11 protein-coding genes are annotated in these 15,665 nt (G+C 65.3%); 3 read left to right on the forward strand and 8 right to left on the reverse strand.

Going from position 1 to position 15,665, the window contains the following annotated elements; all coding sequences use genetic code 11:
- Positions 1-113 precede the first annotated feature (113 nt).
- Genes EL191_RS03755 through EL191_RS03775 form a run of 5 tightly spaced genes read right to left on the reverse strand, consistent with a single transcriptional unit; the run spans position 114 to position 6,115 of the window.
- A complete protein-coding gene (locus tag EL191_RS03755) occupies positions 114-1,121 on the reverse strand; it encodes a sulfotransferase family protein (protein ID WP_041976594.1) in 1,008 nt (335 codons plus the stop codon).
- Positions 1,109-1,909: an aspartyl/asparaginyl beta-hydroxylase domain-containing protein gene (locus tag EL191_RS03760; protein ID WP_041976596.1), complete on the reverse strand. Its 801-nt coding sequence runs from the start codon at positions 1,907-1,909 to the stop codon at positions 1,109-1,111. The genes EL191_RS03755 and EL191_RS03760 overlap by 13 nt, the downstream gene beginning before the upstream one ends.
- Before the next feature lie 14 nt (positions 1,910-1,923).
- Positions 1,924-4,020: an HlyD family efflux transporter periplasmic adaptor subunit gene (locus EL191_RS03765; RefSeq protein WP_174447344.1), complete on the reverse strand. Its 2,097-nt coding sequence runs from the start codon at positions 4,018-4,020 to the stop codon at positions 1,924-1,926.
- Entirely contained in the window at positions 4,017-5,336 is a 1,320-nt protein-coding gene (locus tag EL191_RS03770; RefSeq protein WP_041976600.1) for an efflux RND transporter periplasmic adaptor subunit, read from the reverse strand. The genes EL191_RS03765 and EL191_RS03770 overlap by 4 nt, the downstream gene beginning before the upstream one ends.
- Positions 5,333-6,115: an efflux RND transporter periplasmic adaptor subunit gene (locus EL191_RS03775; protein WP_126403454.1), complete on the reverse strand. Its 783-nt coding sequence runs from the start codon at positions 6,113-6,115 to the stop codon at positions 5,333-5,335. Before EL191_RS03775 ends, EL191_RS03770 begins: the two co-directional genes overlap by 4 nt.
- A 222-nt stretch (positions 6,116-6,337) precedes the next feature.
- Here EL191_RS03775 and EL191_RS03780 point away from each other — a divergent pair, with 222 nt between their 5' ends.
- From EL191_RS03780 to EL191_RS03790, 3 genes are all read left to right on the forward strand, one after another.
- Entirely contained in the window at positions 6,338-9,631 is a 3,294-nt protein-coding gene (locus tag EL191_RS03780) for a transglutaminase family protein (protein ID WP_041976604.1), read from the forward strand.
- Positions 9,632-9,813: 182 nt separating this feature from the next.
- Positions 9,814-12,300: a circularly permuted type 2 ATP-grasp protein gene (locus EL191_RS03785; RefSeq protein ID WP_041976606.1), complete on the forward strand. Its 2,487-nt coding sequence runs from the start codon at positions 9,814-9,816 to the stop codon at positions 12,298-12,300.
- Positions 12,297-13,190, forward strand: coding sequence for a transglutaminase family protein (locus EL191_RS03790; protein WP_041976608.1), 894 nt, complete (start codon positions 12,297-12,299; stop codon positions 13,188-13,190). Before EL191_RS03785 ends, EL191_RS03790 begins: the two co-directional genes overlap by 4 nt.
- Before the next feature lie 38 nt (positions 13,191-13,228).
- On the opposite strand, the gene azu is transcribed toward EL191_RS03790, so the two are convergent.
- The 3 genes from azu to EL191_RS03805 form a co-directional block, all read right to left on the reverse strand.
- Complete coding sequence (gene azu, locus EL191_RS03795; protein ID WP_036994833.1) at positions 13,229-13,678, reverse strand: azurin; 450 nt, start codon at positions 13,676-13,678, stop codon at positions 13,229-13,231.
- A gap of 388 nt (positions 13,679-14,066) precedes the next feature.
- Positions 14,067-15,002, reverse strand: a complete 936-nt coding sequence (locus EL191_RS03800; protein WP_041976610.1) for a DUF808 domain-containing protein — start codon at positions 15,000-15,002, stop codon at positions 14,067-14,069.
- Positions 15,003-15,068: 66 nt separating this feature from the next.
- Positions 15,069-15,656: an LOG family protein gene (locus tag EL191_RS03805; protein ID WP_041976613.1), complete on the reverse strand. Its 588-nt coding sequence runs from the start codon at positions 15,654-15,656 to the stop codon at positions 15,069-15,071.
- Between the last annotated feature and the right edge of the window lie 9 nt (positions 15,657-15,665).

The raw sequence follows: 15,665 nt of genomic DNA on the forward strand, positions 1-15,665 counted from the left end.
GGCGAGTGCCGGAACCGGTTCGTGTTGTTTTGCTACTATGCGACTTGCAGGTTGGAGATTAGCTGAGGTTCGTGATCAGTCGCTACTATCCGGATAGACGGTAGACGCATTATTTAACTTCTGCTGGAACTTTCTTTTTTACTCTCTGCCGTGCGCCATTCTTCAAGCGCCCTGTAGGCATCGCCCGTCCAGCATTCCACGGTTTCGCGGAGGCTCTCATCGGCTGCCTCGCGCTTGCTATGGCTGTCGGCACTGAATGACTGCGACGGCTGCTTGGCGTCGAAGCCGGCAGTTTCGCGCAGCCGAGGCAGATGTGTGTCGTGCACGGCGAACACCGATGCCAGCCGACCCCAGCAGGCATCGGGCAGCTCCTGATAGTTCACCGCTACCGCGCCATGCCGTTGGCAAAGCGCCAGCCCTTGCCGGAGGATGGCGCCGACCGTGCGGCTGGTGTACTCGGCGGGAGTCATGCGCAGCGCTTCTTCTGCAGGTAAATCCAGTGCAGATGGGCCCAGCAACCCTGGCACGCGGTGCATCCCCGGTTGGCGCAGTTGGGAAACGACGATCTCCAGTGGGGCGCGGTAGAGGAAAACACGCGGTACTTCGGGATAAAGCGCCAGCAGCAAGGGAGCTTCGAACACGTTCCAGGCATCGAGCTTGATGAACAACCGTTGCTCGTTGCCTTGCCGTCGTTGCCCGTAGGCGGAAAGCAGCGCCGAGAGCCAGGCGGGTTGCTGAGGCGCCGCCTCAGGAGTCAGACGGTGCGCGCGCAGCAGATTGTCCAGCGGCGCTGGTTCGGAGAGCACGATGTTGTCATCCAGTGTCGCTAGCATCTGCGCCATCAGTGTCGAACCACAGCGCGAGGCGTGGAAGATCAGCGCTGTAGGTGGCAGGCCAGGGCTTTCTGCCTGCCAGTCCAGCAGCGCCTGGAGGCCGGTCTCCCGGCGGAAGGCCTGATTGAATGGCAGGCGCAACGCCTGGTCGACGTCGTCACGAAAGAAGGGCCGGGCCAGTCGTTGTTCGCCGAACCAGCACCAGTCCAGTCGCCATTCACCGTTCTGCAACCAGGCGCGGATCGGCAGCCAGCCACTGAAGTCTTGTTCGGTATTCACGCTCGCCATTGGTCGCTCCACGCTTGTCTGCCAAGGCGCATGGCAGCCTTCACGTCGGCTTCGGAAAAGGTCAGCCCCAATGCCGCAGCAAGGCGCACGGCCTCGGCCTGGAACTCTCGCGCATCGCCCAGGGCGCGTAGGCGTGCGGCGAGGGCTGTGTCCTGCGCCACATGCGCACGGAAGGCGGCAAAGGCCAGCTCCGCTCTCCCTGGTCGCAGTGCAGGTGTATCCGGCAGCCCGGCTGCTACCTGTTGCAGCAACCAGGCGTTGGCCTGGCAATCCAGTACCAGATGCACGCGCGCGCCGGGCCCCAGGTTATCCACCCTGTGCGGCCTGGACAGGTCGATGAACCAGCATTCGCCCACCTTCATGGGCACTTGCAGGCCGTCTACGAGAAACTGCACGTCTGCAGGGCTGAGCAGTGGAATATGTAGGCGCAGGTCGCCGCCGGGCTGACCGAGGTCGGGGTCGCAGTGTTCGTGAATGCGAGCGCCCGCACCCAGGCGCAGGAGTCGCGCGCTGCGGATCGTGGTCTGGAACAGTGCGAGCACCTTGTGCCAGGCCTGTTCCTCCTGCCACCAGTCGGCAGGCACTGGTGCACCTTGCCCAGGGGCAAGTGGCAGGAGGGCATCTTCCGGAGTGATCAGTGCGACGCCGCTCCACTCACCTTGGTAGTAACCCGTATTGAAGTGATGCTGCCAGGCGTCGTCAGGAACCCGCTCGAGAGCCTCTAGCAGTGCGGGTAATTGAGGCGCCAGTGGCAATCGGGAGCATCGTGGTAAGGCGTCCAGGCTCATGTTGCATCCTTGTGTTAAAAACCACTTTCGCGCACACCAAGCGCTGCGATCCGCCGCCAGGCAGCGCCGAGTAGCGACTGTCGCTCTCCGTCCAGTATCACCATGCCGCGCAGGGGATGATCGGGGTGGATATCGCCATCCATCAGGGTCAGGCGTACGCCGTATTGCGCCTGCACCGGTTCCGCGCGGCGTTGTGCGTCACGGCGCACGGCGATGGGGCCGCCGTGATCCGAACTGAGCGCTTCCAGTTCCAGATAGGCGACGCCGGTGGCGTCCACTTCGTCCAGGCGCACTTTCACCGCCGGGCGTGCCGGGTCGTCAGTGATGAAGCGTCCTTCGCTGCCCGTTTCGATCCGCCAGAGATTTTCTTCGGCCAGATAGCCGCGCAGGCGTAGCCCCGGCTCGACGATGCGCGCGAGTGGCTCGGCCGGGTGCAGCCAGCGATCCACGCTCAGATCGCGTTGCAGGTCGCGTACCACGCCGGACTGCGGTGCGCGTAGCTGCAGGCGTTCGCGCTGGGCGGCCAGGCCGCGGTACTCGGCTACGGCTTCGGCCAGGCGTTGCTCGAGGATGCCCGCATCGGCCGCCGTTTCGCTGCGTGCGGACTGGCGGCGCAGCTGCAGCTGAAGAATTTCGGTCTCGCGCCGGACGATGGCCTGGCGCGAATCCAGGTCGGGCGAATCCAGTTCCAGCAGCAGGTCACCGGCCGCCACGTTCTGCCCGTCTTGCACATGTACGGCTTTCAAGCGCGCGGCCACCGGCGCATGCAGGGCGCTGGTGCGTGAGGCTTCGAGCAGCGCAGGGATTTCCACCGAGCTGCGCCAGGGCACGATCAGCACCAGCAGCAGCGCGCCAAGGCTCAGGCCGGTGATCAGCACCTTGCGTGAGTCGGCCTGTTCACGGCGTTGCCACCATTCGCCCAGCTCGCGCCAGATGGGCAGGCCAATGAACCACAGCAGTTCAACCACCATCAGGAAGATGCCGAGCACCTTGAAGAACAGGTGATAGACCGCCAAGGCGATGCCGAGGAACAGGATTGCGCGCCATATCCAGGAACCGTAGCCCCAGATCAGCAGACGCCGGGTCATGCTGGGTGTCCAGGGTTCCGGTGCCGGTTCGCCATAGCCGAACAGGGCTTCGCGCAGGCGCCAGCGGCATAGGGCGAAGGCGCGGCTCTGCAGGTTATCGACACCCCACAGGTCACTGATCAGAAAATAACCATCGAAGCGCATGAAGGGGTTGAGGTTGATCACCAGTGTGGTGATCCAGGTGGCGCTGGCCAGCATGAAGGCCGAGGTGCGCAAGGGGCCGTCCGGCAGCAGTGACCAGGCCAGCAGCGCCAGCACCGCCAGCAGCAGTTCGGCGAACACACCGCCTGCACCGATCAGCAGTCGCGAACGCCGGTCGCGCACACGCCAGGCATCGCTGACATCGGTGTAGAACATCGGCAGCAACACCATGAAGGCCAGGCCCATGCTCTGTACCCGGCAGCCGGCGCGCTTGGCCATGAAGGCATGGCCGAATTCGTGGCAGAGCTTGGCTAAGGTCAGCGCGATACCGAAGGCCAATGCGCCTCCGAGGCTGAACAGATGGGGGAAGGTGGCGAGGAAGCGCTGCCAATCGCGCATCACCAGGAACAAGCCCAGTACAAAGACCAGTGGCAGGCCCCAGCGCAGCAGCCAGGGGCCGTGGCGTTCGAGCACGGGCCAGGCGCGATTGAGGAAGGGGTCAGGCCGCCACAGCGGAATGCGGAAGAACAGGTATTGATGCAGTACCCGCTTCCACGGGCTTTGGCGCTGGGCTGCGGCTTTCATCGCGTAGCTGGCACGCTGGTTTTCGTCCAGGGCAGCGATCAGGTCATGGCTGCTGAGAAAGCGCAGCATGTCCTCGAGTTCGGCCTGACCCAAGGGCAGGCCAGGCTCGGCATTGGCGGCCGCCAATACGCGCTGCGGCTCGCCCAGTGTCCAGTGGCGCAGCAGGCGCACGGCGGCGGTACCGAGTTTGAAGTAACGACCGCGTAGCGGGTCGGCCAGCGTCCATTGCGGGGCGCCGTCGAGGCCAGGCGCCGCCGGTGAAAGCTGCAGATCGGGGCGCAGGGCAGGCAGCATCAGAAACCCAGGCTCTGGCGGGCCGCGGCCAGGGGCCGGCGCAGCAGGTAATAGGCCAGCGGCGCACGATCACCGAACAGCTTGGCGGTGCCACGCAGCCCTACACGTGGTGGGGTATCGACGAAGCGCGCATCCAGGCGGTAGGCCAATTGTCCGGCTGCGGTGGTCTGTGCTTCGTAGGCGGAGCGTTCCAGCTGGGCCTCATGACGATTGAGTGGATCGCTGTCGAGAAACAGCGCCACTTCGGCGCCAGGCTCCAGGGCAATGGCGTCGCCTACGGGCAGTTCGATGCGCAGTTCGGCCTGGCTGGGATCGGCGATCTGCATCAGCCGCTCACCGGTTTGCACCGGCTTGCCAGTCAGGCGTTCGGCATCGGCGAACACGGCGATACCGGCACGCTCGGCGCGCACTTCGCTGCGCGCCAGCAATTGCCTGGCATAGTCGCGTTCGGCGCGCTTCTGCTCAACGCGCGCGGCCAGCAGGTCGAGACGGGCGCTGGATTCGGCATCGGCGAAGGCGCGTTGGCTGTTGGCCTTGAGTTCGGCCTCGGCAACGCCCAGAGCGCGCTCGGCTACATCGGATTGCGCCTTGAGACTGGTGGCGTCGAAACGCACCAGCAGGTCGCCAGCAGCGACGCTCTGGTTGGGTTTTACCAAGAACTCGGCGATCACCCCATCGAGCGGCGCGGCCACCACCCGACCGCCCAGCGGAACGACTTCGGCAGGCGCCAGCACCGACTGGCGCACCGGGATCAGCAGTAGCAGCGAGAGTGCGCCGGCAATCGCCAGTAACTTGCGCCGCGGCCAGCGCATGCGCCAGGGTTTGCGCGGCTGCAGTGCCAGCCAGGCGTGAGCATAGGTGTCAGCCAGTTGTCTGAGCAGTGATTGCTCGGCCTCGTTGAACGGCAGGTCACGAGCCAGCCATAGACCACCAAAGGTTTCACCGTTGCGATTCTTCAGGGGAAGCCAGTAGGCATGTGCCGCGGACAGGTCGTTCATATCGGCGCGAGCCTGTTCGTCCAGATGCGTGGGGTCGACGTTATGACCCTCGTCCAAACGTTCTTGCTTGAGCAAGGTCGCGGTGGCGCGCTCGACGAAGGCGACGAATGGCGCATGCGCTTCCACCACGCTGATGCCGGTCAGAGCCTGCACTTTGCCGGCGATCAATAGGGCAGCGTGGCGGAAGCCGAACAGTGCCTGGCCATCATTGACCATGGCGAAGGCCAATTGCTCGGTATTACCAACCTTGCGGGCTTGCTGCTCAAGTCCGAGAAACAGGGCGAAGACTCGCTCGGCTGTTCCGGGCAGTGGTGCATTCATTCAGTCACCTGAAGTTGCGCAGTACCGCTCATGCCGGCGAGCAGCCCCTTGGTCTCGTCCGGCAGGCTGCCGATCAGCAGCAGGGTCTGGCTGCCCTCGTCGATACGCGCGCCCAGGCGTTTAACCGTGGCCTTGAGTGGTTTGCCGGTTTCATCGGGAGTGAAATCGAAGGTCTGGCCCGCCTGCAGGCGGCTAAGCCAGTTGGACGGCACCAGCAGGTAGATCTCCAGTGTGCCGTTATCTACGACATCCAGCAGCGGAGTGCCGCTGGCCACGCTTTCGTGCGGTTGGGCGCGGCGCAGAACCACACGGCCATTGAAGGGTGCGCTGACGCTGCAGCGTTTCACCTGCACCTGGTATACCTGGGTTTCCGCCTGGGCCTGGGCCTGCCGGGCCTCGGCCAAAGCTACTTCGAAGCGGCCAACCGAGTTGAGAGCAGCCAGCTGTTTCTTGTGGTTCAGCTCTTCGCGGGTAGCACGGGTGGCGGCCTGCGCTGCATTGAGTTGCGCCTGATAGGCACTGCAGTCGAAGCGCACCAGAACGTCGCCTTTGTTGAAGTCCTGGCCATCGCTGAAGGGCATTTCGATGATGCGTCCGGGCAACTCGCTGGACAACACGGCCTGATTGCGAGCGCGCAGGACGCCGCGAACCTGGCGTGCGGCGGATTGCGTGGCGGTGGGCGCCGGTGGTTCGAGCAACAAGTCGTCGGCCAGCGGGGAAGAGCTGAACGTGCAGGACACCAGGCCGAAGAGCAGGAGGATGGGGGTGTTTCGCGGCATGGCATACGTCCTTGCATTAGGTCAGCGCAGTCTACGGCAGAACTTGATCATGGCAAATTGGCCGTAATGATGCATTGCTATGGTGCATGATGTCGGCTTTGGTGCGCATGTGGCCTGCTTCTGGTGCGCAAGGCATGTAGCCGGCCTAGAGGTTGCGTGTTCCGGGCTCTGGCATAAGTCTTGCGCGGCACAGCTTATCGTCCAGGCTAGCAGGAGGCCGCCGTGTCGATTCATGTCGCGCTGCATCATGTCACCCAGTACCGTTACGACCGTGCGGTCAACCTTGGGCCACAGGTCGTGCGTCTGCGCCCGGCGCCGCACAGTCGCACGCGCATCCTCTCCTACGCCTTGAAGGTCGAGCCGGGCCAGCATTTCATCAACTGGCAGCAGGATCCGCAGGGCAATTACCTGGCACGCCTGGTGTTCCCGGAGAAGACCCGCGAGTTCAAGGTTGAGGTGGATCTGGTCGCCGAGATGGCGGTGTTCAACCCCTTCGACTTCTTCCTCGAGCCCTACGCCGAGCGCATTCCCTTCGCCTACACCGAGGGCGAGCAGCGTGAGCTGGCGCCCTATCTGATCAAGCTGCCGGCCACGCCGTTGTTCGCCAAGTACCTGGCCAGCATTTCTCGCGAACCGGTACCCAGCATCGATTTCCTGGTGGAGCTGAACCAGCGCCTGTCTACCGACATTCGCTACCTGATCCGCATGGAGCCCGGCGTGCAGACGCCCGAGCAGTCGCTGGAGTTGGCGTCCGGCTCCTGCCGTGATTCGGCCTGGCTGCTGGTGCAGTTGCTGCGCCACCTGGGGCTGGCGGCGCGTTTCGTGTCCGGCTACCTGATCCAGCTCACCGCCGACGTCAAATCCCTCGACGGCCCGAGCGGCACCGAGCAGGACTTCACCGACCTGCATGCCTGGTGCGAGGTGTACCTGCCCGGCGCCGGCTGGATCGGCCTCGATCCCACCTCGGGCCTGTTCGCCGGTGAAGGTCATATCCCTCTGGCCTGCAGCCCGGAGCCGTCCTCGGCGGCGCCGATCACTGGCGGGCTGGACGAGTGCGAGGTGGCGTTCGAGCACCTGATGAGCGTCGAGCGCGTATGGGAGGCGCCACGCGTCACCAAGCCGTACAGCGAGGCGCAGTGGCGGGCGATCCAGACGCTGGGCCGGCAGATCGACGAGGATCTGCAGAAACATGATGTACGCCTGACCATGGGCGGCGAGCCGACCTTCGTCGCCCTCGATTACCCCGATGACGACGAATGGAACACTGCTGCCCTCGGCCCGAACAAGCGCCGTCTGGCCGCTGATCTGTTCTACCGCTTGCGCGATCACTATGCGCCCAACGCGCTGGTGCACTTCGGCCAGGGCAAGTGGTACCCGGGCGAGCAGTTGCCGCGCTGGTCGCTCAATTGCTTCTGGCGCCGTGACGGTGAGCCGTTGTGGCATGACCCGAAACTGCTGGCCGACGAGACGCGCGGTTACGGCGCCACCGCCGAGACCGCCGAGCGCTTCCTCGCGGCTCTTGCGGCGCGTTTGGATGTCGATGCCGGCAATGTCTTCCCCGCTTATGAGGACTGGTTCTATTACCTGTGGCGCGAGCGTAAGCTGCCGGACAACGTCACCCCCGATGATCCGCGCCTGAGCGACCCGCTGGAGCGCGAGCGCCTGCGCAAGGTGTTCGATCAGGGGCTGGATAACGTCGTCGGTCACGTGCTGCCGCTGGCGCGCCAGGTGGTCGGTGAAGGCTGGCAGAGTGGGCGCTGGTTCCTGCGCGACGAGCATTGCCGGCTGCTGCCGGGCGACTCGCCATTGGGCTACCGCCTGCCGCTGGATTCGCTGCCCTGGGTCAGCCAGGCCGACTACCCCTATATCAACCCGGTCGATCCCAGCCAGACGCTGCCGCCTTTGCCCAGCCCGGCGCAGATCCAGCGGCAGTTGCGTGGGGTCTGGCGCGGCGCCAGTGCCAACGTGCAGAGTGCGCGCCCGGCCAGCGGGCAGTCGGCGGCCGGTATCGTGCGTACTGCACTGTGCGCCGAGCCGCGCGAGGGCCGGCTGTACCTGTTCATGCCGCCGCTGGCGCACTTGGAGGACTATCTGGAGCTGGTCGCGGCCATCGAGTCCGTCGCCGCCGAGCTGGGTTGCCCGGTGCTGATGGAGGGCTATGAACCTCCGCTAGACCCGCGCCTGCAGTACTTCCGCGTCACCCCCGACCCCGGCGTGATCGAGGTGAACATTCACCCGGCTGCCAGCTGGGACGAGCTGGTCGAGCGCTGCGAGTTCCTCTACGAGGCGGCGCGCCAGTCGCGTCTATCCAGCGAGAAGTTCATGATCGACGGGCGTCACACCGGCACCGGCGGCGGCAACCATTTCGTCCTCGGCGGTGCGACACCGGGCGACTCGCCTTTCCTGCGTCGCCCCGACCTGCTGCGCAGTCTGATCAGCTACTGGCACAACCACCCGTCGCTGTCCTACCTGTTCAGTGGCTTGTTTATCGGTCCGACGTCTCAAGCTCCGAGGGTGGACGAGGCGCGTAACGACGCGCTGTACGAGCTGGAGATCGCCTTCGCGCAGATGCCCGAGCCGGGCCGCGACTGCCCGCCATGGTTGGTCGACCGCCTGCTGCGCAACCTGCTAGTGGATGTCACCGGCAACACCCACCGCGCGGAGTTCTGCATCGACAAGCTGTACTCGCCGGACTCGGCCAGCGGTCGCCTCGGCCTGCTCGAACTGCGTGCCTTCGAGATGCCACCGCACGCGCAGATGAGCCTGGCCCAGCAACTGCTGCTGCGCGCATTGATCGCGCGTTTCTGGCAGGAGCCCTACCGCCCGGCCAAGCTGGTGCGCTGGGGCACTGAGCTGCATGACCGCTTCTTGCTGCCGCATTTCGTCGAGCAGGATTTCGCCGACGTGCTGCAGGAGCTGTGCAGCTTCGGCTATCGCCTGCGCAGCGAGTGGTTCGCCCCGCACCTGGAGTTCCGCTTCCCCAAGGCCGGCGACTTCGCCGTCAAGGGCATCGATCTGGAACTGCGCCAGGCCCTGGAGCCCTGGCACGTGCTGGGCGAGGAGGGCGCCGTCGGCGGCACGGTGCGTTACGTCGACTCGTCGCTGGAGCGCATGCAGGTGAAGGTGAACGGCATGGCGCCGGATCGCTACGTGCTGACCTGCAACGGCGTGCCGGTACCGCTGCGGCCGACCGGCAAGGTCGGCGAGTTCGTCGGCGGCGTGCGCTTCCGGGCCTGGCAGCCGGCCAGCTGCCTGCAACCGACCATCGGTGTGCATGCGCCACTGGTGTTCGACCTCATCGACACCTGGATGCAGCGCTCGCTGGGCGGTTGCCAGTACCATGTCGCCCATCCAGGCGGTCGCAACTACGACAGCCTGCCGGTCAACGCCTACGAGGCCGAGAGCCGGCGCCTGGCGCGCTTCTTCCGCTTGGGCCACAGCCCAGGCAAGCGGCCGGCCCAGCAGCCGATAGACAATAATGAACTGCCGATGACCCTGGATCTGCGTCGCGTCTGACGACATGTTGCTCACTTGAGTGTCGGCTGCCGCGACCAGCCCCTTCGTCCCTTTGGGGAGAGGGTTAGGGAGAGGGGGAAATGGTGTCTTCGCGGTATTTTCAGCCCTCTCCCCCGGCCCCTCTCCCATAAATGGGAGAGGGGAGCGTAAAGCCGTACCGCCTTGCCACTGCCGAGCCTGCCATGCACGACCTGTTAGCTGATTACCCGCCCCCTGCCGGGGCCTACCACGAACTGCTCGACGCCAAGGGCAACGTGCGCCCGCACTGGCGCCGCCTGTTCGAGCAACTGGCGCGCAGCCGCCCGGAGCATCTGGCGCAGCGCGAGGCTATGCTGGCCCGGCAGATCCAGGAAAACGGCGTTACCTACAACGTCTACGCCGACCCGGAAGGCGCCGATCGCCCCTGGGAGCTGGATCTGCTGCCCAATCTGATCCCCGCAGAAGAGTGGCAGCAGATCGCCGCTGGCGTGGCCCAGCGCGCGACGCTGCTCAACCGCGTGCTGGCCGATCTCTACGGCCCGCAGAAACTGATCGCCGAAGGTCTGCTGCCGACCGAGCTGGTGTTCGGCCACAACAACTTCCTCTGGCCCTGCCAGGGCATGCAGGCGCCGGGCGGCACCTGGCTGCACCTGTATGCGGTGGATCTGGCTCGAGCGCCGGACGGGCGTTGGTGGGTCACCGCCGACCGTACCCAGGCGCCGTCCGGCGCCGGTTATGCGCTGGAGAACCGGCAGATCGTCTCGCGTGCCTTCCCCGAGCTGTACCGCGACCTGCGCGTGCAGTACCTGGCCGGTTTCTTCCGCACCCTGCAGGACACCCTGGCGCGCCAGGCGCCCAGTGGTGGCGAGACGCCGCTGGTGGTGCTGCTGACGCCGGGGCGTTTCAACGAAAGCTACTTCGAGCACCTGTACCTGGCGCGCCAGCTCGGCTATCCGCTGGTCGAAGGCAGCGACCTGACCGTGCGCGACGCCACGCTCTACCTCAAGACCCTGGCCGGCCTGCGCCGCGTGCATGCGGTGTTGCGCCGTCTCGACGACGACTACTGCGACCCGCTGGAGCTGCGCACCGATTCGGCCCTTGGCGTGCCTGGCCTGCTCGAGGCGGTGCGCCGCGGCCGTGTACTGGTGGCCAATGCCCTGGGCAGCGGCGTGCTGGAGTCACCTGGCCTGCCGGGTTTCCTGCCGGCGATCAGCGAGCATCTGCTCGGCGAGGAGCTGCTATTGCCGTCTATCGCCAGTTGGTGGTGCGGCGAGCCGCCGGTACTGGATGAGGCGCTGGAGAAACTCGACCAGTTGCTGGTGCGCCCGGCATTCCCTTCGCAGAGTTTCACGCCGGTGTTCGGTCGTGATCTGGACGAGGCGCAGCGCGCCAAGCTGGCCGCACGCCTCAAGCTGCGCCCTTACGCCTACGTGGCCCAGGCGCGGGCCAAGCTGTCGCAGGCGCCGGTGTGGGACGGCAGCGGTCTGCAGCCGCGCGCCATCGGCATGCGCGTGTTTGCCGTGGCCAGTGTCGATGGCTACCGGGTAATGCCCGGCGGCCTGACCCGTGTCGCCGCCGAGGCCGATGCCGAAGTGGTCTCGATGCAGCGCGGCGGTGCCAGCAAGGACACCTGGGTGCTCGGCATGCGGCAGACCGGCGCCGAGCCCTGGCAGACGCAACGCACCCTGGGCACCGCCGACCTGGTACGCAGCGACCCCTTCCTGCCTTCGCGCGTGGTGGAAAACCTGTACTGGTTCGGCCGTTACGCCGAGCGCTGCGAGGGCAATGCGCGCCTGCTGCGCATCATGCTGGCGCGCTACGTTGACGATGACGATGACCCACAGGCCCTGCAGAGCGCCCTGGCACTGGCACAGAGCTTGGGCCTGCTGGCCGAACCGGATGAGGGCGAACTGGAGGCGCGCCTGCTGCAGGCATTGCTTGGCGGCGACTGGCCGGCCAGCCTGCGGGCCAACCTGCAGCGTCTGCAGTGGGCGGCAGGCAGCGTGCGCGGCAAGCTGTCCCAGGCCAACTGGCAGGCGCTGGTCGAGCTGCAGCGCGAGGCGCAGCTGCTCGAAGGCCAGCCAGCCGACTTCGGCGAGTTGCTGGATTTTCTCAACCGCCTGCTGATGTCGCTGGCGGCGCTGTCGGGCTTCGCCCTCGACGACATGACCCGCGACGACGGCTGGCGTTTTCTCATGCTCGGCCGTTACATCGAACGCCTGCAGTTTCTCTGCGACAGCTTCGCCGGCTTCCTGCGCAGCGGCTCGGCTACCGATCAGTCGGCGCTGGAGTGGCTACTGGAACTGGGCAACAGCAGCATCACCTACCGCACCCGCTACCTGGCTTCGGCGCAGTTGATCCCGGTGCTCGACCTGCTGCTGCTGGACGAGCAGAACCCGCATGCCGTGATCTTCCAGATGCGCACTTTGCTGCGCTCGCTTGAGGGGCTTCACGAGCGCTTCGAGTTGCCGGCCGAGCGCTACCTGGTCTACCTGGAGCAGCAACTCTCAGCCTTCAGCCTGGCCAGTCTGGAAAACCCGCTGTTCGGCCCTGGCAGCACCCGTGCGGTGCTCGAAAGCCTGGCCGACCTGCTGGTGGCCATCAGCGAAGCCGCCGGTGCTGTTTCTGATCACCTCGGGCTGCGTTTCTTCGCCCATGTCGATGTCAGCCAGCGGACGCAATCCTCATGAGCAGCGCGCTGTATCAGGTTCTCCACGACACCCATTACCGTTACTCGGCGCCGGTTTCCCTGGCCCAGCAACTGGCGCACCTGTGGCCGCGCGAATGCCCGTGGCAGCGCTGTCATGAACAGGCACTGCGCATCGACCCACAGCCCTGCCAGCGCCGTGACGGACTGGATGTGTTCGGCAACCCGCTGACGCGCCTGGTGTTCGATCGCCCGCACGAGCAGCTCAGCGTTAGTGCGCGCTTGCGCATCGAGGTGCTGGCACGTGCGCCACTGGATCTCGATGATTCGCCGAGCTGGGAAGCAGCCTGCGCTGCCCTCAGCTACAGCGGCAAATCAGTGGCACCAGCGCTGCTGGAGGCGGCGCGCTACCGTTTCGAGTCGCCCTACGTGCGTCTCAAGCAGGTCTTCGCCGACTACGCCGATGATTGCTTCATCCCCGGCAGGCCGCTGCTGCAGGCCGGTCAGGCGCTGATGCAGAAAATCTTCGAGGAGTTCAGCTTCGATGCCGGCGCTACCCAGGTGGCGACGCCGCTATTGCAAGTCCTGGAAGAGAAGCGCGGTGTGTGCCAGGACTTCGCCCACCTGATGCTCGCCTGCCTGCGCTCGCGCGGCCTGGCGGCACGCTATGTCAGCGGCTACCTGCTGACCCAGCCGCCGCCCGGTCAGCCGCGGCTGATCGGTGCCGATGCGTCGCATGCCTGGATATCGTTGTACTGCCCGCGTCAGGGCTGGGTGGACTTCGATCCGACCAACAATGTGCGCCCGGCCCTGGAGCACATCACCCTGGCCTGGGGCCGGGATTTCTCCGATGTGTCGCCGCTGCGTGGGGTGATCCTGGGGGGCGGCAGCCATGACCCGGAAGTGCAGGTCACGGTGCTGCCGCTCGGATAGATGGGATGAAGGGCTTCGCTTGAAGCCCTGGAAATGACTCAGTCGACCAGCTTCACGCTGCCTTTCATCATCGAGTAGTGACCGGGGAAGGAGCAGAAGAAGCTGTAGTCCTCACCAGCGGCCAGTTTGCTCACGTCGAAGGTCACCGAGGTGCTCTCGCCGCCGCCGATCAGGTCGGTATGAGCGATCACGCGCTCGTCGCCGGCCTTGAGGTAACTGGCGTCCGGGCCGGCGGGAATGCCGTCGGTGGCGATACCGGGCATGTCGGCGGTCTTGCTCAGCACCCAGTTGTGGCCCATGGCGGTCTTGGGCAGCGAGCCGGTGTGCTTGAGGTTGACGGTAAAGGTCTTGCAGCTCTTGCTGACAGAGATGGCTTGGGTATTGAAGGTCATCTGGTCGGTCGATTCGACATCCACCGAGCATTCGGCAGCGAGCAGCGGGGTGCTGGCCAGGCCGAGCAGAGCGATTAGAGCAGCGTTACGCAACATCATGTGAATCCTCCAGATTCTGAGTTTCCGGTCAGGTATGGACAGATTCGCACAGCTTTCAGTACTCGTGGGTGCGACCGAACGCCACGTGAGGTTATCCCGACAATCTGTGGGTAACTCTGTTGAGAAGCTCTGCAGCGGCGCCCCAGAGCCTGATCCTACGGCCTTTCTGGGTGGCTGGTCAGGTTTTGTTCAGGGCGCACCTGTCGAGCAAAAAATCCTTTGTAATGAATTGATTGGCGGCGGGTGGAGAAAATCCGCGGGCTTCCATCGGGCTGTCATGGCTTATCCCCGGAAAGCGTGGAGCAAGCTGTGGATAAGCTTGGGGAAAGTGCTTGCCGGCCGCATTTGTCGAAGCGTACCGCCGGCTGATCAGGACATGACCGGCTCAACGAGTCCTGGATGGGCGCAGCAACTGCCACAGACGAGTACCGAGGCTCACCAGCGGCAGGCTGAGCAAACCGGCGGCCACGCCCAGCAGCGCATTGAGCAGCGTCGGCACCAGCGCAGAAAGTAGCTGCCCCGCATCCTGCGCCACCCACTGCGCCGCATGATGCACGGCCGCTTCGACGGGCGGCAGGCCGTGGCTGAGGATACCGCCGCCGACCATGAACATGGCTGCGGTGCCGATTACCGAAAGCGCCTTCATCAGCCAGGGCGCCAGACGCAGGATGCCGCGTCCGCAAGCCTGGGCGAAGGCGCTGGCGCGCTGGCTAAGATAGAGCCCGGCATCGTCCAGTTTGACGATGCCGGCGACTAGCCCGTAGACGCCGGCGGTCATCACCAGGGCGATGCCGCTGAGCACCAGCACCTGATTGAGGAAACTGGCGGTGGCGACGGTGCCGAGGGTAATGGCGATGATTTCCGCCGAGAGGATGAAGTCGGTGCGCACGGCGCCGCGAATTTTGTCGCGCTCGAACGCCACCAGGTCGACCTCGGGGTCGGCGACGGCATCCAGACGAGCCTGTTTGTCGTCCTCCTCGTGGCGGTGCAGCAACTTGTGCACGAGTTTTTCGGCGCCCTCATAGCAGAGGAACAAGCCTCCGAGCATCAGTAGCGGCACTACCAGCCATGGCGCGATAGCGCTGATCAGCAGCGCGGCCGGCACCAGGATCGCCTTGTTGACCAGCGAGCCCTTGGCTACGGCCCAGACCACCGGCAGTTCGCGATCCGCCTTGACGCCGGTGACCTGCTGGGCATTGAGCGCGAGGTCGTCACCCAGTACGCCAGCGGTCTTGCGCGCGGCGATCTTGGTCATGGTGGCGACGTCGTCGAGTACGGTGCTGATGTCGTCGATCAGGGCGAGCAGGCTGCTTCCGGCCATGTTGCGGCTTCCGTGGGGGAGAGAAGCCGCAGAGCGTAGCATTGTGTTACATGTCTGCGTATAGGCTCAGACGGGCGCGCGATCCACCCACTTCGGTGCTGCGCTGGGGCGCCATTCGCTCAGGGCGTCGAGCAGGTTTTGCGGGCTATCGGCAATTTGCAGCATCTCGCGGTGCTGCGCACGGACGAAACGCTCGGCAACCAGGTGATCGAGGAAGTCGCCGAGCTTGCTGTAGAAGCCATTCACTTCCAGCAGGCCCAGCGGTTTGGCGTGATAGCCCAGCTGGCCCCAGGTCCACACCTCGAACAGTTCTTCCAGGGTGCCGAGGCCGCCGGGCAGGGCGATGAAGGCGTCAGCCAGCTCAGCCATGCGCGCCTTGCGTGCGTGCATGCCATCCACCACTTCCAGGCAGGTCAGACCGCGGTGGCCGATTTCGGCGCGTTCCAGGCTTTGCGGGATGATGCCGATCACTTCGCCACCGGCATTGAGCGCCGCATCGGCGACCACACCCATCAGGCCGACGGCGCCGCCGCCGTAGATCAGGCGAATGCCACGCTCGGCCAGGTGCTGACCCAGCGCTTCGGCTGCTTCGCGGTAGATAGGGCTGGCGCCGGGGCTGGCTCCACAGAAGACGCAGACGCTACGCAGGGACATGGACGAACT

This window comes from Pseudomonas mendocina, assembly GCF_900636545.1.
Lineage (GTDB): Bacteria > Pseudomonadota > Gammaproteobacteria > Pseudomonadales > Pseudomonadaceae > Aquipseudomonas > Aquipseudomonas mendocina.